The 20,036-nt window shown below is 36.6% G+C and carries 16 protein-coding genes, 2 tRNA genes and 1 pseudogene; 4 read left to right on the top strand and 15 right to left on the bottom strand.

Features of this window, described 5'->3' with window-relative positions; genetic code table 11:
• Nucleotides 1–19 precede the first annotated feature (19 nt).
• The 3 genes and pseudogenes from gltB to xseA all read right to left on the bottom strand — a co-directional run bounded on the left by gltB (nucleotide 20) and on the right by xseA (nucleotide 6,140).
• Nucleotides 20–4,365: pseudogene (gene gltB, locus DCC35_RS14465) on the bottom strand (glutamate synthase large subunit).
• A gap of 337 nt (nucleotides 4,366–4,702) precedes the next feature.
• Nucleotides 4,703–4,906 carry an exodeoxyribonuclease VII small subunit gene (gene xseB, locus DCC35_RS14460; RefSeq protein WP_137091482.1) on the bottom strand — a complete coding sequence of 68 codons (204 nt, stop codon included), beginning with the start codon at nucleotides 4,904–4,906 and terminating at the stop codon, nucleotides 4,703–4,705.
• A complete protein-coding gene (gene xseA, locus DCC35_RS14455; protein WP_137091481.1) occupies nucleotides 4,896–6,140 on the bottom strand; it encodes an exodeoxyribonuclease VII large subunit in 1,245 nt (414 codons plus the stop codon). The genes xseB and xseA overlap by 11 nt, the downstream gene beginning before the upstream one ends.
• A gap of 108 nt (nucleotides 6,141–6,248) precedes the next feature.
• Here xseA and DCC35_RS14450 point away from each other — a divergent pair, with 108 nt between their 5' ends.
• Nucleotides 6,249–6,764 (top strand): DUF4920 domain-containing protein, encoded by a 516-nt coding sequence (locus tag DCC35_RS14450; protein WP_137091480.1) that lies wholly within the window; start codon nucleotides 6,249–6,251, stop codon nucleotides 6,762–6,764.
• Nucleotides 6,765–6,838: 74 nt separating this feature from the next.
• Here DCC35_RS14450 and gap read toward each other — a convergent pair whose 3' ends face one another.
• Nucleotides 6,839–7,831, bottom strand: a complete 993-nt coding sequence (gap, locus tag DCC35_RS14445) for a type I glyceraldehyde-3-phosphate dehydrogenase (protein ID WP_137091479.1) — start codon at nucleotides 7,829–7,831, stop codon at nucleotides 6,839–6,841.
• A 341-nt stretch (nucleotides 7,832–8,172) separates the two neighbouring features.
• Between gap and DCC35_RS14440 the strand changes: the two genes are divergently transcribed.
• From DCC35_RS14440 to DCC35_RS14430, 3 genes are all read left to right on the top strand, one after another.
• A tRNA-Glu gene (locus DCC35_RS14440) sits at nucleotides 8,173–8,244 on the top strand.
• A gap of 187 nt (nucleotides 8,245–8,431) precedes the next feature.
• Nucleotides 8,432–8,503: transfer RNA gene (locus DCC35_RS14435), tRNA-Glu, on the top strand.
• 177 nt (nucleotides 8,504–8,680) lie between these two features.
• Complete coding sequence (locus DCC35_RS14430) at nucleotides 8,681–9,019, top strand: hypothetical protein (protein WP_137091478.1); 339 nt, start codon at nucleotides 8,681–8,683, stop codon at nucleotides 9,017–9,019.
• On the opposite strand, the gene DCC35_RS14425 is transcribed toward DCC35_RS14430, so the two are convergent.
• The 11 genes from DCC35_RS14425 to DCC35_RS14375 all read right to left on the bottom strand — a co-directional run bounded on the left by DCC35_RS14425 (nucleotide 9,016) and on the right by DCC35_RS14375 (nucleotide 20,036).
• On the bottom strand, nucleotides 9,016–9,510 hold the full coding sequence (locus DCC35_RS14425) for a hypothetical protein (RefSeq protein WP_137091477.1): 495 nt from the start codon (nucleotides 9,508–9,510) through the stop codon (nucleotides 9,016–9,018). The genes DCC35_RS14430 and DCC35_RS14425 overlap by 4 nt on opposite strands.
• Before the next feature lie 104 nt (nucleotides 9,511–9,614).
• The gene (locus DCC35_RS14420; RefSeq protein ID WP_137091476.1) at nucleotides 9,615–11,147 is read right to left on the bottom strand and encodes an SGNH/GDSL hydrolase family protein; all 1,533 of its coding nucleotides are present in this window, start codon (nucleotides 11,145–11,147) and stop codon (nucleotides 9,615–9,617) included.
• A gap of 13 nt (nucleotides 11,148–11,160) precedes the next feature.
• Nucleotides 11,161–14,133, bottom strand: coding sequence for a TonB-dependent receptor (locus DCC35_RS14415; RefSeq protein ID WP_137091475.1), 2,973 nt, complete (start codon nucleotides 14,131–14,133; stop codon nucleotides 11,161–11,163).
• A 280-nt stretch (nucleotides 14,134–14,413) separates the two neighbouring features.
• On the bottom strand, nucleotides 14,414–14,752 hold the full coding sequence (gene gldC / locus DCC35_RS14410) for a gliding motility protein GldC (protein ID WP_137091474.1): 339 nt from the start codon (nucleotides 14,750–14,752) through the stop codon (nucleotides 14,414–14,416).
• Nucleotides 14,753–14,864: 112 nt separating this feature from the next.
• Entirely contained in the window at nucleotides 14,865–15,527 is a 663-nt protein-coding gene (locus DCC35_RS14405) for a 3-oxoacid CoA-transferase subunit B (protein ID WP_137091473.1), read from the bottom strand.
• A gap of 26 nt (nucleotides 15,528–15,553) precedes the next feature.
• Nucleotides 15,554–16,249, bottom strand: coding sequence for a CoA transferase subunit A (locus DCC35_RS14400; protein ID WP_137091472.1), 696 nt, complete (start codon nucleotides 16,247–16,249; stop codon nucleotides 15,554–15,556).
• 33 nt (nucleotides 16,250–16,282) lie between these two features.
• Nucleotides 16,283–17,212, bottom strand: coding sequence for a bifunctional riboflavin kinase/FAD synthetase (locus DCC35_RS14395; protein WP_137091471.1), 930 nt, complete (start codon nucleotides 17,210–17,212; stop codon nucleotides 16,283–16,285).
• 40 nt (nucleotides 17,213–17,252) lie between these two features.
• On the bottom strand, nucleotides 17,253–17,993 hold the full coding sequence (gene truB / locus DCC35_RS14390; RefSeq protein WP_137091470.1) for a tRNA pseudouridine(55) synthase TruB: 741 nt from the start codon (nucleotides 17,991–17,993) through the stop codon (nucleotides 17,253–17,255).
• A 60-nt stretch (nucleotides 17,994–18,053) separates the two neighbouring features.
• Nucleotides 18,054–18,860 (bottom strand): undecaprenyl-diphosphate phosphatase, encoded by an 807-nt coding sequence (locus tag DCC35_RS14385; RefSeq protein ID WP_137091469.1) that lies wholly within the window; start codon nucleotides 18,858–18,860, stop codon nucleotides 18,054–18,056.
• Nucleotides 18,861–18,867: 7 nt separating this feature from the next.
• Nucleotides 18,868–19,092, bottom strand: a complete 225-nt coding sequence (locus DCC35_RS14380) for a DUF3098 domain-containing protein (protein WP_137091468.1) — start codon at nucleotides 19,090–19,092, stop codon at nucleotides 18,868–18,870.
• Nucleotides 19,093–19,094: 2 nt separating this feature from the next.
• Nucleotides 19,095–20,036: a cell division protein FtsX gene (locus DCC35_RS14375; RefSeq protein WP_246070024.1), complete on the bottom strand. Its 942-nt coding sequence runs from the start codon at nucleotides 20,034–20,036 to the stop codon at nucleotides 19,095–19,097.

Raw genomic sequence — 20,036 nt, 5'->3', positions numbered from 1 at the left:
TCTCCTCCTTTTTAATTTCTTAGTTACCATCAAATGGGTTCAATGGAACGTTATTCATGTCTTTTGATTTTACCATGTAGAAATACCTTAGTTCCTCACGGTAATTTTCGAGTATTTTTTCTGCTCTTGGACTAGCGGTTTTCCTTAAATAACTACTAAGGATGCTTTTAAGATAATATCTTGCTTCGTCATTTTCATCGGTATCAATTCTCTGAGCATGAATTAGCTGATGATTCATTTTGTCCATAAAAGCATGTTCTTTGTCATAAACAAATGCTACACCTCCAGTCATACCGGCACCGAAGTTTATTCCCGTATTACCCAGGATAACCACTGTTCCTCCGGTCATGTATTCACAGGCGTGATCACCCGTTCCTTCGACTACTGCCAGGGCTCCACTATTTCTGACCGCAAAACGCTCACCCACAGATCCGCTTACAAATAATTTACCTCCGGTAGCCCCATAAAGACAAGTGTTTCCGGCAAGATTTAGTAATTGTTCAGGATTATGAGGTTTAACAATGATTTGTCCGCCTCGCATCCCTTTTCCGACATAGTCATTCGCGCTACCCAGCAGGTTTAAGCTCATACCATTCATTAAGAAGGCTCCAAACGACTGACCCGCCGTTCCTTTCAGATCAAAATTGATGGAGTATTTTGGCATTCCAATATCGCCATGTTTCTCAGCAATAAAACCACTGATATATGCTCCAAAACTTCTGTTAGTATTTCTTATCTCTTTTTGAAGGGTGACAGGTCCTGAATTATTTTCTATTAATTCTGCAACCTCTTTATAAATAGACTTTTCAAATTCGTTTTTATCATAGGGTTCATTGAAGCCTTTTTGACAGGTGTTGCATCCCTCAACTCTTCGGAGTAATTTGTCAAAATTAAACTTTAGGGCCAGCTCATCATTTACAACTTTTAATAGTTCAGTTCTTCCAATTATATCATCGAGCTTTTTATATCCCAGTTCAGCAAGGATTTCCCTCACTTCCTGAGCAACAGCTTTGAGATAATTAATAACACCTTCAACTGTTCCTACATAATATTTTCTGAGTAATTCATTCTGAGTTGCGATACCGACACTGCATTTATTAAGATGGCAGACACGCAAGATTTTACAACCTACAGTTGATAGTAATGCAGTACCAAAACCATAAACTTCAGCACCAAGAATAGCAGCTTTTACAACATCAAGACCGGTTTTTAGCCCTCCATCAGTAACTAGCTGAACATTTTGGCGCAGATTATTAGCTTTTAGAGATTGATGTGCGTCAGCCAGGCCAGGTTCCCACGGATTACCGGCAAACTTTATGCTTCCAAGCTGAGCTGCTCCTGTACCACCATCCGCTCCGGAGATCACAATTCTGTCAGCATACGCTTTAGCCACTCCACATGCAATTGTTCCTACACCTGCAGTTGAAACTAATTTCACACTTACCCTCGCCTTAGGATTAACCTGCTTTAGGTCAAAAATAAGTTGTGCAAGATCTTCAATTGAATATATATCGTGATGTGGGGGAGGAGATATAAGGGTTACACCGGGTATAGTATATCTTAGGGTTGCTATCAAAGGTGTGACTTTGGAGCCTGGAAGCTGACCGCCTTCGCCAGGTTTAGCTCCCTGGGCAATTTTGATCTGTATCTCTGATGCACTCCTTAGGTAAGCCGGTGTAACACCAAACCTACCTGAGGCAACTTGTTTTATGCTACTGTTTTTAATGGTGTTATATCTCGCTTTATCTTCTCCACCTTCTCCTGAATTAGATTTTGCATGAAGAGTGTTCATCGCCTCGGCGATTGCCTCATGAGCTTCAGGGGAGATAGATCCAAGGCTCATGGCTGCTGAAGTAAATCTCCTGGTTATTTCTTCAATCGGTTCGACTTTATCGATTTCAATTTTTTCTTTATCCGGATTGAATTCAAAGAAATCCCGGATCATTTTTAAACCTCTGTTGTTGATCCTGTTCTTGTATTCATCATAGTCAACCGGCTTACCCGACCTTGCGAATTTATGTACATGGTGTACTACATCCGGAGAAAAGTCATGGTACTCTCCTTTGTCCATGTATTTATAGAAACTGCCTACTTCCAGCGGATAGAGTTTCTTTCTGTAATGGCTGATATAAGCATTTTTATGTGCTTTTCTTAATCGATGCTCAATGTCCAGGTAATTCAGGCCTGGTATAATCACCGATGCATCCGGGAAACACTCTTCAGTTATTTCTTCTGATAAACCGATCACATCAAATAGAGCAGCATTAATATAACTTTCTACAGTACTGATCCCCATTTTCGACATGATCTTTAAAAGGCCATTATTAACCGATGTCTGAACCTTTTTTAATCCGATCTTTCTTGCGTTATGTCTGCAATCTTTCTGTCTTTCTATAACAGATAATGCAGAAGCATAAAGAAGGTAAGGATATACTGCTGTTGCCCCAAATCCAAGAAGTACGGCTGCAGAGTGAGAATCTAATACCTCACCCGATATAGCAATAAAGTTAACTTTACTTCTGATTCCCTCTTTTAGAAATAGCGTGTTTAAATAACCTACAACCAATGGCATTGGCATAAGCATATTTTCTTCACTCAGACATCTGTCATCTAAAATAATTTGCCTGACTCCATCATCTTTTACTGATTTGATTATTTTGTCTCCTAATGTAACCAGGGAGTCTTTAAGATCACCAGTAAAGCAAGTTTCGAAGGATTCATATTTATAGTGAGGATCATATAATTCATGGCTTTCATCACCAAACGAAGTAAGTATGTCCATTTTTTCTTTGGACATTATCGGTGACATGGAGATTAATCTGTGAGAATGATGCGGTGTTTCTTTTAAAACATTATTTCTGCTTCCGAAAGATACTGCCGTTGACATGACGATCTTTTCACGTAGTGGATCAATTGGCGGATTAGTTACCTGAGCAAACTTCTGTCTGAAAAAATCAGTAAAATTTCTTTGGTGATCACTAAAGCAGGCAGCCGGAGTGTCATCTCCCATGGAGCCAGTTTCTTCCTTACCATTTTTGATCATCGGTTCGATGATAGAAGACATAACCTCATTGGTGTAATTGTGGTAGCGTTGCATTTCCACAAGGTTGGGATGCCTTAAGTCGGAAAAATCACTGAAATTATTTTCAGTGTGCTCCATTAAATAAGAAGAGCTTTCATTTAGCCATTTTTCATAAGGAATGGTGTTGGTGATATATTCATTGATCTCATGATTTTTGTAAATCTTGCCAAACTTCAGGTCTGCAGCAATCATTTGTCCGGAAGTTAATTTACCCTGTTCCTTTATATTTTCCGATTCGAGATCAATAATTCCATATTCACTGGCGATAATCAGACGATCATCATGAGTTATGATATATTTAGCAGGTCTGAGGCCGTTTCTATCTAATACAGTGCCTACGTACCTTCCATTGGTTATATTCAATGCAGCTGGACCATCCCATGCCTCAAAATTACAGGCAGTGTATTCGTAAAATGCTCTTAATCCGGCATCGAGGTGTGGTGCATTTTGAAAAGGAGGGGGACCATTGAACGAACTGCTTTGAAAAAATCAACACCATTCTGGATAAGAAATTCAAAATAATTATCAAATGAGGCACTATCACTGGTTTCTTTTTGAAGAATTGGCATTAGCCTTTTCATTTCTTCATCGTCAAAAATATTTCCAGCCATGTTTTCCATATTAACCCTGACATTATACCTGTTGGCTTTTATGGAATTGATTTCTCCATTGTGGGCTACACATCTAAAAGGTTGTGCTAAAGGCCACCTGGGCATTGTATTCGTGCTGAATCGCTGATGAAATACAGCAAAACTCACTTCAAAATCCTTATCCTTAAGGTCAGTGTAAAATTCATCGATCAACGTAGGTAAAAGAAGTCCTTTATAGGAAATCATTTTATCAGAAAAGGAAGCTATTGTAAAATTGATGTCCTCAATTTCAGATTCAACATCTTTTCTTGTCAGGTATAACAATGCTTCAAACCTTCTTTGTGCCATTGGCGAATTGGGAATGACAAAGGTCTGGACAATTTCTGGCATTATTTTTTTAGCCTGCTCTCCAAGGTTAGCTTCTTCAGTAGGGACAGATCTGGTAAAAAGTATTTTTAGATCATTTCTTTTACAGGCTTCTTCGAAGATTATTTTTTGTTCATCGTCAGTATAAAAGGTCATTGCCACAGCATATCTCGAAGGGAGATCGAAGCCATTTACTGAGGCTATTTTTCTCATAAATTTATGTGGCATTGAAAACAGGAATCCACATCCGTCCCCACTTTTTCCATCAGCTGCAATAGCTCCTCGATGCATCATTCTTTTTAATGCTTCGATCGAGTCATCAACCATTTGTCTGGACGCAATATTCTTAATTTGCGACATCATACCGAAGCCGCAGTTATCTTTAAATTCCTGTGCTATGTTCATTCTTTACCTGTTATTCAAAAATATGAGCCTTCTAATCTACCGAAATATGAGCGAAAATTTGCTTAAAACAGGTTTTTATTACATGATCTTATAGTGGAATTAAGATAATGTTAATTAATATTTTGACTTATTCAGATATATAAAAAAAACACACTTATTTAAGTGTGTTATTTGTTGAATTTATAATCTTGTATGAGAAAAGGTTGTTTAATTGTATTTAATGGTGTTTTATAATAAGAAAATAACAATTTTTGATTATTTAATTATCGATTTCATCAAATTTACTGGATAATTGCTCTTCTGTTCCTCTTAGTTTCTCTCTACACTGCTTAATGATCATTGTTGCCTCATCCACATCTTTCATCAATTCATCAATATCACCTTCCTGGTTTTCCAGTTTCTCCAGAATGGATGTCAATTTGTCAATTGACTCTTTGTAACTCAATTTCTTTTTATTTGGCATTTTTCTCTATTTTATCGATGGTACTTAGGATATCAAATTTCTTGGTTATTGTTCTGATTTTTGATCCTTTATCTATTTGATTAGTCTTATTGAGGTTTTCACCATTAATCTCCGTATAAGTATACCCACGTTCAATCACCTTTTTCGGGTTCATGCTTGAGAGTAATTTCTCACTAGAATTAAGAAAATCTGATTCTTTTTTTATAATATTTCTGGTATTAAACTCAATTTTATTTCTAAAGTCATTTAAAGAATAATAATGTTCTTTTATGAGATTTTCAGATGCTTTTTGAATATTATGAGTATAAAAATTTAGTTTTTCAAGAGCTGACTGGATAAAGACTCTGGATTTGTCAGATAATGTATTTTGAGCATTGAATAATTTTTCTTCAAAGCTATAAATTCCACTGATTAGAAATTCAGCAACAGCAGTTGGTGTCTTTAGGGCAGTGTTGGCAACCAGGTCAGTAATAGTTTCATCTCTTTCATGACCTATACCGGTTAAAACAGGAATGGGAAATTGGGCTGTATGCATTGCAACTTCGTAATTGTCGAAACATTCAAGATCCAGTTGTGCTCCACCACCTCTTATAATCACTGCCAGATCAAAATCTTTAGAAGAGGCATGGATACTGTGAAGAGCTGTGATGATGCTTTCAGGAGCTTGATTTCCCTGCATTACAGAATTAAAAAGAGTAGTATGAAACTTATATCCAAACCGGTTAGAATGCAACTGACTTATGAAATCCTGATATCCTGCTGCAGTTTCACTACTGACGATGGCAATTTTTTGAGGTACAACAGGTAGTGGGATTTCTTTGTTCATATTAATGACCCCGTCTTCTTCAAGCTGTTGAAGAATTTCCTGCTTTTTAGCTGCTCTTTCACCCAGGGTAAACTTTGGATCAATATCAGTTATGTTTAAAGACATTCCATATACTTCATGGAAAGTAACTTTGACTTTGCACAAAACTTTCATTCCCTGGGCTAATTCAGAGCCCGTGATTTTTAAAAACCAGGCATTGAGTCCTCGAAATGTGTAAGCCCAGATAGTCGCCCTGTTTTTAGCCAGAACCTGATCTTCATCTTTATCTACCAGTTCCAGGTAGCAATGACCTTTATAGTTGGTTCTTAGTTCAGCTATTTCAGCAACAACCCAGTAACTTGATTCCAGGTTATCATTTAATATTGTTTTTATTTTATGATTTAATTCTAAAAGCGAAAAATTTTCCAATGGAATAAGTATTTTTAAACTATAAGTATGATCAAAGGTGTAAATAAATTTACAATTGCATAATCATACGTCAAAGTTCAGTATTAGAAATTCAAAATCATTTATAAAATGAAAAAAAGGTTATTGTTTTTAGTTTTTGTTACCGGTTTTATTACCATTTCTTGCAATTCAAATAAGGAAAAAAGTGAATCTGATCAGGCGGATTCAGAGAATGTAGAGAATACTCCAAAAGATTATTCATTTTATGGCCAGGAAATTACTAAATCAGGGTCTTCAGAGTTATCCTCTCCAGAGGATTTACTGGAGGGAAAAGATAGTACAATTGTAAAAGTTACCGGTGAGGTATCCAGTGTTTGTAAGAAAAAAGGTTGCTGGATGACCCTGGACATTCCGGGACAGGTTAAACCATTACGAGTGACATTTAAAGATTACAGTTTTTTTGTACCTAAAAATATCGAGGGCAGAATGGTAATTGTAAAAGGTGTTTTAAAAAAGGAAGTGCAATCTGAAGATATGAGAAAGCACTATGCTATGGATGAGGGTAAAGCGGAAGAAGATATTGAAAAGATTAAAGGGGATGAAATAGTATATTCATTGGTGGCTGATGGAGTCATCTTAATGTAAAAATCTATATTTTATTATATAAAAAAAGCTTTCCGGTTATCCGGAAAGCTTTTTAATTTATTCAGTAATTTAAATTATGATCCAAGTTTAACGATCATATCTGCAGATCTGTTAGAATAACCTGCTTCGTTATCATACCAGCTAACTACTTTGATCATATTTCCTTGTGCAGAAGTCAATAATGAGTCAAAGATACTAGAGTGAGGATTTCCAACGATGTCCGCAGAGACGATTGGTTCATCTACATACTCCAGTATTCCTTTTAAAGGACCATCAGCAGCTTCTTTTAAGACTTTATTAATCTCTTCAGCAGAAACTTCCTTGCTTACTTCAGCAACAAGATCAGTAACTGACCCAGTAGGTACAGGGACTCGCATAGCTATACCATCAAGTTTACCTTTAAGTTCAGGAAGAACTAAACCAACAGCTTTAGCAGCACCTGTAGATGTAGGAACTATCGAAACTGCTCCAGCTCTAGCTCTTCTTAAATCTTTATGTGGTGCATCCTGAATATTCTGATCTGCAGTATAAGCGTGAGTAGTAGTGATGTAACCTTTCTTTAGGCCAAAGGCATCATTGATAACCTTTGCCATAGGCGCCAGGCAATTGGTTGTACAAGATGCGTTAGAAACGATTTTCTCATCACCAGTCAGTGTATCTTCATTTACACCCAATACAACTGTAGGGATGTTACCTTTTGCCGGAGCAGAGATTAATACTTTTTTAGCACCAGCTTTTAGATGTTTTCCGGATCCTTCCTCATCTACAAATCGACCGGTAGATTCAAGAACAACATCTATATCGTGCTTTTTCCATGGTAATTGCTCAGGATCTCTTTCAGCATATGCTGCAATAGAGTTTCCATTGACAATGATGCTGTCTTCAGTTGATTCAACTGTTCCAGGAAATTTGCCATGCATTGTGTCATACTTTAATAAATGTGCAAGTGTTGCTTTGTCAGTAAGGTCATTGATCGCGACAACTTCCACATTATCTTTTTGAAGAAGGGCTCTGAATGTAAGCCTTCCTATTCTTCCAAATCCGTTAATTGCAACTTTGATAGCCATTTTTTACGGTTTTTTTATGTGTAAATATTAGTGTGTAAGTAATTAAAGGGTAAAAATACTATGTTAACCATGGAAAAACAATGAATTGACGGACACCTTTTATTCTTGCAATCGATTGAAATGTTTTTTTCGCAATAATTCAGAAATTCAATTAAGAATATCACATTTTAAAAGCTGATTATCGTTATAAATAAATGGTATTTTGAATTAAAAATTATGTTGAAATTTAAACCCTTAAATATCAAATAGTTATTTGATTTGGATTAAAAAAATGTGATTTTTTTTTATCAGAGTGTTGAAAATTTAAAATGATAATCTATATTTGCATCACCTTTTAGCACGGCCCGTTCGTCTAGGGGTTAGGACGCCAGGTTTTCATCCTGGTAGCAGGGGTTCGAATCCCCTACGGGCTACTGAGTAAATCCCTTGTTCTTTTTAGAGCAAGGGATTTTTTTTATTAATTTTTTTCTGGAGCATAAAAAATTTTTCTCCTTAACAATCAGGTAGTAACGTTATGATGAAGGAGGGATAGTAGAAAATATTTTGCCAGGGTGTTGAAAAATTAAATTGAGTCATTATATTTGCATCACCTTTTAGCACGGCCCGTTCGTCTAGGGGTTAGGACGCCAGGTTTTCATCCTGGTAGCAGGGGTTCGAATCCCCTACGGGCTACAAAAACGTCGGAATTCTCCGACGTTTTTTTTTTGGTCTAAACTATAATTTGGAATTGATTTATCCGTTTTCAATGACGGCTACTATTTTTGTTATGAGCTTTAATACTTAAATTAAGTAGATGAGGAATAGGTTAATCGTATGATTAAATACTTTTTATATTTTATTTGTTTAATATTGATAATACTGGGAGGCCTTGTCTTCGTGCTACCGGTTAGTAATTGGTGGTCTCTTTGTTTTCTTTACCCTTGTATCATTTCGGTACTTGTAATAAAAGGTCAGTTTAAAGGAGTATTGATTATTGCAGGGATAATTATAACACTAATATGTGCAGGTTTTATCCTTCCGGATGTAATTTATTGGTTGTCTGATGATGGAGTCTCTCCCAATATAGATAGAAATGAGGTTATGCTGGGACGAGTAAAATTATTTTTTGGTTTATTGGCTTCTTTTGTATTACAGCTGGTATTATTTTATGAGTTAAAGAAATATCGTGATCTTGAAAAGCATGGTTAATTATTTAATTCATTAAGATAATCCATGCCCGATAATGAGTGGCAGGCATTACACGATCTTTCAAGAGAAACAGACCCATCAAGAGCTGATTGCTTATCATTTGAGTTTATAGATTCTGAAATATTCTTTAACGGTGTGTCGACAAGTTCTCTTGTTAGTTCACTAACATTTTTTCCGTCGGTCACATAATTAGCTCTTTCAAATTGCGTGAACAACTCTGTAAGACGCTCATAATGATATTTTGATAATTCCCATTTTTCTTCTCTTAAAGACGTATTTAAAAGGTATTGCCGTCTTTGTAGTGCTTGCATGTTTACATGTACATTAAATCCTTTCTTATCGGATAAATCCTTTACTACCACTGAGAGACTGTCGTTGCTGTTAATTAATTGACTGATAACTCCTCTGTTGAAATTGATTTGAAAAAAGTTAGTAAGTATAATCAGGCCGAGTAAAAGTGCAGTTATAATAAAAGTGTTTTTCTTTATCATTGGTGATCAATTTTAAAGCAAGTTATAAATTTTGATAATATTAAATAAATAAAAAGCCCCGACAATTTGCCGGGGCTTTTACATATATCAGGTTGTTGATTACTTTATTGAATCACGAAAGGTAATGAATTACCTGAGTAATCATTTGGATTTATTTTTTCAATATTCGATCCAAATTTAGAGTTTATTCGATCGATCATGTAATTGGCTAACCACGCATGACCTCTCTGGTTCGGATGAACTCCATCAACTGAAAATCCACCATTAGGAGGAACAAAAGTAGCATTTAATGAGGATCCATTAATGTTAACTCCAGAAGTTCGGAGTAGAGTCAATTGAGCATTCACATCTGCCAGAACCAGTCTGTCACTATTATCGTTCACTGCAGCATTTATTACTCCGTTGAAAGTATCTACTTTCTCTTTAATTACTGCTTTTTCCTCAGGAGTTAATGCATATTGGTCTGACAATGGTACCACTACACCAATAATAGATTGAGGATTATTTGGATTAGCTAATGTTCCTAATACCGCACCAGAAGTTAATGTGAAAAGGTCATCTGATGTTGCAGGTCTGGATTGTTCATAAGGGATCAATGCCTGTCTGGTATTTTGATCGATATCACCATTTTGCTGCAATTGATCAAAAATAGGACCCAGATCCAATAAATCTTCATCTGCAATAAGAATTGGGTTTTCTCCTACTTCATAGGAAACTTTTCTCGATTGTAATTGATATGGAGCAAGCTCAGGATTTTGTGATAGTAAATCCATTAGGTTATTAAAATTCTCAAATGCATTATTTAATGCGCCAATAGTTGCTTCATCATCTGAGGTAAATCCTATTGAATTATAAGGTATTGCTGTGAAATAAGGGATGTCAATAACATAAGGGATATTGGCAACGATTCCTTTAGCCTCAGGATTAGCACTTAACATAGTATTCAATGCATTGTTAAATGCGCCCTGGAAAACAGCATCATCGGTCAGAATAGTTTCGTTTGAAGCTCCGCCTGTAGCATAACCCAATACATCGTTGTTACCTAACCAAAATACAAGAAAAGTACCACCATCACTCATAGCTGCAGCAGCATCTCCCAATAACGTAGAAGACCCCGGAGAAGAAGCTATTCTTGCATATAATCCATTAAATAAGGCGTTTCCAGGAGTACCTAACGCAGGCGTCTGAGCTGTTTGGATCGTCACACCCGGAATTCCGAAATTATTTAATGCGGAAATATCTCCATCATAAGGTCCTATTTGTTGAATTTCATAAGGATAATTTGGAATGAAATCAATAGGAGTAGGAGCCGGTGATCCACCAGGTTGATTTGCCAGAATTAATTTTCCGGAAATATGGTCACTATTGACCAGAGGAATATTGAAATCTCCTCCTCCGTAACCATCCTGCATTTGCTCAGCCATTATTGCGACGTAGCTGTTTTGCTGGCCGCTTAGATAAAGCGCACCGTCCATATAACCAGCGGTAAGAGAATTACCAATGGCAACGACTTTCGAAAAGTCTGCTTCACCGGATGTAGGTTCCTGAGGTTCTGTAGACTCAGGGAAGTCATAGGTACATGAAAATAACATCCATGCACTTAGAATTGTATATATAGAAAATTTAATATTTTTCATGGTTATTCAGATTTTAGTTCATCAATTCATCAAAAGTGATTGATAGATAATAGATGGCTCCAAGAGTTGGTCCACCTGCATTCATCACATATCGCTCATTAAGGATATTAGAACCTCCAAATTTTAAGGTTGATTTCATGCTTTTAAGTTTCAGGCTTACCTGAGCATCTAATGTTCCTACTGCTGGTACTTCCTGATTAGCGAATGATGAGTTCCACATAAATGCTTCCTGCCATCTGTAAGTAACGTTGAATCCAAGTTTGTCTGTAACTTTTCTGTTGCTGAAAGAAACATTGTATTTGTGTTCAGGAGTATTAAATCCTTCGACAAACTCTTCCCCAAGATCCTCACTAAGCTTGTTCCAATTATAGTTAGCCGATAAAGTATAGCCTCTGTTGAAATTATAATCTACACCCAGAGCCATACCTTGAGCAGTAATTTCTCTATCTACATTTGTATAAGTCTGGAAGGTGTTTTCTTCTCCAGGAGTAGTGTTCGGGCTTAAAAGAGTCTGTGCGTTTCTGATATTTTGCTCAGTGATCTCATTTGTAGTAAAGTCAATTTCACCAGCAGCTTTTCTTAATAATCGCTGTACAATGAAGTTGTTATAGATATTGTAGTAATAAGCAAAATCGACATATATATACTTTCCGATTATTCCTTTATAACCCACTTCAAAAGCCTTGATTTCTTCAGGTTTTACAGGATCAAAATCTGCTGGCTCTAAAATGTCAAGTAAGTCAGGTCTTGCAATTACAGCACCACCCAACTCAGGATTTTCTCCAATAGCCTCAGTGATTTCTGTAATATATGTATCTACTGAATTAAGGGTATATGCATTATCATATATGTTTCTTGCTTCAGCATACTGTGGTAATCCACCTAAGAGTCTCGCAGAAACTACGTTAAGGTCAATGTGTTGTCCCTGAGTAGTTGGGTTTCTGAAACCAGTCTGGAAAGAAGCTCTGAAATTGTTGTTTTCAGCAAAAGTCCAAACAGCTGATATTCTTGGGTTAAGCTGAGAGTTAAAGTTTTCGTTTTTATCCCATCTTAAACTACCGGTAAGTTTAACTTTTTCGTTAAAGATCCTTTTACCTGCCTGAACGAAAGCTCCAACTTCCTGGATTGTAATATCGTTTCCGACTGTGTCAGGAAAGATAGTACCATTAGATTCTAAATCATAAAGTCTATATTGGAAACCAGCCTGAAGATTAAATGCATCATTAATGTCTTTAGTGAAGTCGTACATTCCTTCAGCCATATACATAGCTGTTGCATCATCAAATTTTGATCCTCTAGGGATTGACTCTGATTTAGCTCTGTTAGCGACTGTTTCAAACTGATTAGTTCCAGGAGCAATTCTGTTTTGATCAGCAGTTTGACGTCCTGCAAGGTGAGCGGCCTGTCTTTGGTCGACAGTAGAAGTTCCAGGAGCGATTCCATTTCCGGCTAAATATCCCAGGTAGCCTAAAGTATATTGTGCAAACCATTGAGAATTTGGATTCCAGTTATCGTTAACCAGTACCCCTGTAAGATCAGCTATATAAGAATCTCCGGATTGTTCGATTGTTGTATATCCACGAACATAAAAATTATCCGATTCTAACTGTAATCTGTGTTGTTGAATATTAAAGTTAGCCAGAGAGTATCTTTGAGCACCAGTATAAACAGTAGTACCTGATCCGTAATTAAACTGGTAAGAAGCCTCTAGCTCATCAGTAATTCTATAATTAAGTGAAGCTCCTAATTTTAGGTTTTCAGCTCCATAATCGACAAGATCTTTTTCCAGATATGGTGTTCTTGAAACAGTTTGGTTAGGAATATCACCAGCGTAATCAGACAAGCCGTTTGATTGTAGTAACTGCTGGAAAGTTGAACTAAGACCTACCAGTGGAAGGCTAATTTGTACTTCATCTCCGAAAGCATGAATTAAGTCTGCACCAGGATTTTCGTAAAAGAAAGGATATAAAGTGTTTAGATCTTCCTGTGAGCCCAGGTCGCCACCGGTATAAGGTTCGAAACCGGATGGTTGAAACTGAGGTGTATTATCTCTCATGTCAGTTCCCCACCAGTCTTCTGCTTTTGAGAATGACGCAGTTACCTTAAATGCAAATCTATTATTAAATGCTTTCGCATATCGAAGAGCTCCTTCATACATTGGTTGTGCCTGACCTGGACCTATTTCATTACCGAATGAATTCAGGCTAGAAGTACCGCCAATATGGTTTACGCCAACTTTAGCGAAAGCACTAAGCCCCTGGTAATCAAATGGATTTTTTGAATTAATTAATAGGATACCGTTAAAAGCATTGGGTCCGTATAGTGCAGATGCTGCACCCGGTAGTAATTCCACACTTTCAACATCAAGTACAGAAGGTCCATTCAAACTACCGATCGGGAAGTTAAGTGCCGGTGCCTGAGTATCCATTCCATCTATAAGCTGTACGAATCTAACATTACCAGTAGAGTTGAATCCACGAGTGTTAACAATCTGGAAGTTAACACTGGAAGTAGTCATATCGACACCTTTAAGATTACCGATTGCTTTGTAATAGTCATCAGAAGATGTGTTTTGCACCGCAAGGACATCCATTTTCTCAATAGAGACCGGTGACTCAAGAATAGTTTCTTCTACTCTGGATGCAGAAACTACCACTTCATTACCTACCAGGCTTTGCTCGCCAAGTTCTACATCGATTGACTGGTTGTTTTCGGTTACTTCTCTTTCTTGTGAAGTAAATCCAACCATCGAATAAATAAGTGTCATCGGGGGAGCGGCATTAACAGTTAGTTCGTAAGAACCATCAGCCTGGGTTATAGTTCCGATAACTTTTCCTTTTACAACTACGTTCACACCGTAAAGTGGCTCACCGGATTCATCGGTTACCGTACCTGTGATAGTTGTCTTGTCCTGGGCAAATGCTATGGCTGAGGTGATAAAGAACAGCACCAGCATGCCAAGACCCCGCTTAAGAATCTTTTGCATAGATGTCATGTTTATTTGTATTTAAGGATTCTGGTTAAGGTTTAGTTAAAATTTTAATTAATTGTCATTCAAGTTAAAATAATCGAAAGATCATATAAGTTTTCAAAAATTGGTTATTTATCGTTGGGTTATTTAGTAGGCATGCCTACTATTATTCTGTCAAAAATAATATATTAAAAATTTAATCCTAAAATAAAACGCTTAATTTTCATTTAAAATACTTTTAGCGGTTTATTATTTGTTTTAAAGGATAAAAAAAAGCAGCGCATGCTGCTTTTAATTATTTCCCCTGAGATTCTTTCCTGACGTGTTCTATCAATCTGTCGCAGAGACTATTCATTTCATTGGTCATATATTCATCTGCAGTTGAGGTAAGTAGACTTTGAGCCAGTCCTCCGATAATATCGATATAAAATTTTTTCATTTCATTAACCGGCATTTCTTTATTCCAAAGATCGATTCTGAGGGTGTTGTTCTGGCTTTGATCCCATACAGATACACTTATTGCGTTAGTTTCGTCAAGCCCACCTCCCGGCTTATCGTCAGCTGTCCATTCAATTTTTTCAGGAACATTTTCGTCATCAAGAATGACGTTGAATTTTATAGATGATTTTTTCATTATCCTTGTATTCTATCAGGTTTCTGAGTGTAATATTACCATTGCAAAAGTAGTAACAACAAGAATGAATTCTACTATAAAAACTAAAAAACCCGCAAAAGCGGGCTTGTTTTTAATCAATTTTCATTTCGGGAATATCCCCTTCAACTATAAGTCTTCCTTCGGTGGCCTCTTTTATTTCATCAACGCTTACTCCCGGGGCTCTTTCTCTTAATATAAAGCCTCCTTCAGGATGCACATCCATTACAGCCAGATTGGTAACAATTTTATTTACACATCTGATCCCTGTAATAGGTAGTGAGCATTCTTTCAATAATTTTGACTTTCCTGATTTGCTGGTATGCTGCATGGCAACAATTATGTTTTCGGCAGAAGCCACAAGGTCCATCGCACCTCCCATACCTTTTACCATTTTACCTGGGATTTTCCAATTTGCAATGTCTCCATTTTCAGATACTTCCATTGCACCAAGGATTGTAAGGTGAACATGGCCACCCCGGATCATTGCAAAACTTTCTGATGAGTTAAATAAAACAGAACCCGGAAGCATACTTACTGTTTGCTTACCAGCATTGATCAGGTCTGCATCTACTTTATCCTCAGTAGGGAAGGGGCCAATTCCTAATAGACCGTTTTCTGATTGTAAAACCACTTCTAAGTTATCAGGAATGTAATTTGCTACAAGGGTAGGAATGCCTATACCCAGGTTTATATACATACCATTTTCTATTTCTTTAGATATTCTTTTGGCTATACCTATTTTATCTAGTGACATATTGTGTTCTTTTAGTTGATGGTGGATTAGCTACGAACTGTTCTTTGTTCAATTCTCTTTTCGTAATTTTTTCCTTCAAAAATTCGCTGAACATAAATCCCGGGTGTATGAATCTCATTAGGATCAAGTTCACCAGCCGGAACTAATTCTTCTACTTCTGCAATAGTTATATTTCCAGCTGCAGCCATCATCGGGTTGAAGTTTCTTGCTGTGCCTTTAAAAATCAAATTTCCAGCTGTATCGCCTTTCCATGCTTTCACAAGAGAAAAGTCCGCTTTCAACCATCTTTCCATCAAGTACATTTTACCATCAAATTCCCGGGTTTCTTTTCCTTCCTCTATTTCAGTGCCATATCCGGCAGGAGTGAAAAAGGCAGGGATTCCTGCGCCACCAGCTCTGATTCTTTCAGCGAGAGTTCCCTGAGGGATAAGATCAACTTCCAGCTCACCGGATAATAATTGCCTTTCAAATTCAGCATTTTCTCCAACATAGCTGCTGATCATTTTTTTCACTTGTTTCTCCTGAAGAAGTAAGCCTATTCCAAAATCATCAACTCCGGCATTATTGGATATACATGTCAGGTCTTTTATTTTCATATCTAACAGAGCCTGAATACCATTTTCCGGAATTCCGCAGAGGCCAAATCCCCCAAGCATTAAAACAGATCCGTCTTTTATATCTTCGGTCGCTTTAATGGCGTCTTTTACAACTTTGTTTATCATGTTTTATTATCGGGTTAAATGTTGCAGTCGAAATTACTGATTTAATCGGTTAAGTACAACCTGCTTGTCTTTTTGAAGCTGTGAGATCAGCTCTTCAGTATTATTGAATTTCTTTTCTTTTCGGACGAAGTTATCAAAGTAAACAGTCACTTTTTCTCCATAAATATTATCGTCAAAATCAAATAGATGAACTTCAATGCTTCTCTGTTTTCCGCTAAAGGTAGGTTTAACACCTATGTTCATCATCCCTTTATATGATTTACCCCTTGTATTTACATGAACTCCATACACACCATTAGCCGGGATCTCTTTAAATTTCTCAGGTATTGTGATATTAGCAGTCGGAAAACCTAGTTCCCGTCCTCTTTTTTCCCCTTCTCCTACAAAACCGGTTATACTATAGTCTTTACCGAGATATTCTCTGGCTACCTCAACCTTTCCTTCGTCTAAGGCTTTTCTTATTTTAGTTGAGGAAACAGCAACATTGTTAACATCCTGCTCGGGTATTTCTTCAACTTCAAACCCATATTTACCTGCATTTTCTTTTAGATGTTCAAAGCTACCTTCCCGGTTTTTACCAAATCTATGGTCATACCCGATCACCAGTTTCTTTGTCTTTAACCCATCGATCAAAATATTCTTGATGAATTCCTCAGAAGTCTGGCTACTGAATTTTTTATCAAAAGTGAATTTTATCAAATGATCAATACCCATTTCTTCGAGTAAAGATGCTTTTTCTTCAAAAGTGTTGAGTAGCTTAAGGGAATCGTCATCCGGGTTTAGCACGAATCGTGGGTGAGGCCAATATGTAATCAGAACTGTTTCGCCATTATTCTTATCGGCAATGGTTTTGATTCTTTCAATTATTTTCTGGTGACCTCTATGAACACCATCAAAAGTACCGCTGGTTACAACAGGAAAGTCAGGTGGGGTAAATTTGGTCAGACCTTCATATATTTTCATAAACGGTAATTTGGGTTTAAAAAGTTCAATTTAATAAGCCTTAGTTGTAATACCTTGATATCGTATCCATAAAGCTATTTTTATCAGGGAAGTTTACTCTTGATTTATTTTTTTCAACATATTTTTCAGGAGAAACTGCTTCATCTAAAGTGAAGTTGCCTATCCGGGTTCTAACCAGGCCTTTCATATAAGCACCAACATCAAGTTTTTCTCCAATATCTCTTACCAGGCTTCGAATATAAGTGCCTTTTGAGCAAACAATTCGTATCTGAATATCAGGATTATTTAATTTAATTACTTCAATCTCCCTGATAGTTACCTTCCTGGATTTTAATTCTACACTTTCACCTTTTCTGGCTTTTTCATAAACTCTTTCCCCATCTACTTTAATTGCAGAAAATATAGGAGGAACCTGGTCTATTTCACCTTTAAAGGAATTAACTATCTCAATTATTTTTTCAATTGAGAGATGGTCAGTCGTAGTTTCAGAGTCGAAGTCAGTTTCCAGATCCACACTAGGAGTAGTTTTACCCAGGACCATATCGCAGATGTATTCTTTTTCTTCGGCCTGGTATTTTTCTATTTCTTTGGTTTTCTTTCCGGTGCATATCACCAGTAATCCTGTTGCTAAAGGATCAAGGGTACCAGCATGGCCAACTTTTTTGATCTTCAGGCCAAACCTGATTTTTTTTATAACATCGAAGGAAGTCCATTCATATGGTTTATCAATACAAATTACCTGACCATCGTCAAAATATGGAGTAGGGATAGCTTTTCTCACTTAAAAGAAATTTTAAATTTTATCTCGTGCGAAAATACTAAAAAGAAGACTTTAATAATATCAAGATTGAATAAAAGCGCCAATGATTGCGAGTGAACCGACAATGAAGCAGTAAACAGCGAAGAATATCAACTTTCCTTTTTTGACAATCTTAATCATCCACTTGCAGGCGAGTAATCCCGAAAAAAAAGCAGCAATTGATCCGACAATCATTGCAGTTATGTTGACTTCCGAAATACTTATCGATTCTTCTGAAAAGAAGAGGTCCAGCGATTTTAAAAAAGCAGCACCAAGAATAGGTATAAGCACCATTAAAAAACTGAATCGGGCAGCTTGTTCCCGGTTTACTTTTAGAAGTAATGCAGTTCCAATCGTTGCTCCCGATCTGGATATCCCGGGTAATATAGCGATGGCCTGAGCTATACCGATAATAAAGGCTTTAAAAGGGGAGAGGTCACCTTCGGGGTTCCCGGTGAAAGAAGCAAATAATAAAAGCAGCCCGGTAAGTAATAACATTCCTCCAACCAATAGGGCATTTCCGGTAAAAAATGCCTCAATTTCTTTTTCAAAATAAAGGCCAACGATCATTACCGGTATAATAGATATTAAAATGTAAATTATAAACCGTGAATAATTGTTGAGAGGAAACCGGAATCCGTTTTTAAGTATTTGAAAAATATCATTTTTGAATACTACTATTGTACTCAAAGCTGTAGCTCCATGAACGAGAATACTAAACAGAAGATTATCTTTAGCCTTAACTCCTAATAAAACTTTTCCCAACTCAATATGTCCGCTACTACTTACGGGGAGAAATTCGGTTAAACCCTGGATAATACCAAGGATCAGCGCTTCAATTATGGTCATTTTTTACTTACTGATCTTTAGAAGTATTTTTTTGCTTATAAAAAATTGCTGCAAACTCGACAGCAAATCCAACTAAAACAGTTAGTGGACCAACAGTCAGACCTAAGGTGCCAAAACCATATGGTTCAGTATCTAAAGTCATAATGTAAAATCCTGCGGCAATTATTAAAATTCCGGCAATCAATAAGATATAATTTGCTTTATCGAAAGGAAGTGAGTTGTTATTTTTCATTATTAATATAATTCGTCCAGTGAAAGTTTAAGATATTTATTTACAGCAAACCATGTGCTTAAAACACATCCCAGGCAACCAGCTGCAATTAATATTCCGGTCACTATAAGCAACCCATCATAAAAGGGTTCAAGATTAATTTGAGCAAACTGAGAATTTAATCCGTAGATAATTGCATAAATAAGACCTGACGCAAGGAGTGCTGAAACCAATCCATAAGCAAACGCCCGTCCTAAGAATGGTTTTTGAATAAAGTTTTTAGTTGCTCCAACTAATTGCATTGATCTGATGAGAAATCTTTGGCTGAATAGAGCCAGCTTTATGGTATTATTGATCAGTAAAATAAAGATGATCAGCATTAATAAAGTAATAGCCAAAAAAACTGTACTGATTTTGTAAATATTTTCATTGATTTCTTCCAGTAGGTTTGGAACATAACTAACCTCGTGAATGCCTGAAATTTCCTCTAAATTTGATTTTATTTCTTTCAGCTTTTGCTCGCTTTGAAATTCTTCACTGATATGGATCTGATAACTATCTCTAAGAGGATTATTGTTAAGGATGTTAACAAAATCCTCACCAATTTCAGCTGTTAATTTCTCTGCAGCCTGTTCCTTACTTATAAAATTAATTCTTAGAGTATCTTCTTTTTCAGCAATGAAAGGTTTTGATTCGAGGGTTTTAAGAATCTTTCTTTTATCGTTATCCGATACATCCCTTTCAAGAATGACTTGAATTTCGAAATTTTCCTTGACTACAGTAGCGAAGTAATTACCAAACAAAATCATTGAAGCAAAAAGTCCGATTGCTGTCAATGCTAATGTGTTTGAGGTAATAATACTAAGGAAAGGAAATGCTCCCAGTTTCTTTTTCTTTTTGTATTTGAGCTTTTTCCACTCATATATCGAATTGTTGTTCCAGTTAAAATGTAAATCTAGCATCAT

Origin of the sequence: Mangrovivirga cuniculi (genome assembly GCF_005166025.1) — a bacterium.
Lineage (GTDB): Bacteria > Bacteroidota > Bacteroidia > Cytophagales > Cyclobacteriaceae > Mangrovivirga > Mangrovivirga cuniculi.
The sequence above is the reverse complement of the archived record's forward strand: the minus strand, read 5'-3'. Positions and strand labels throughout refer to the sequence as shown.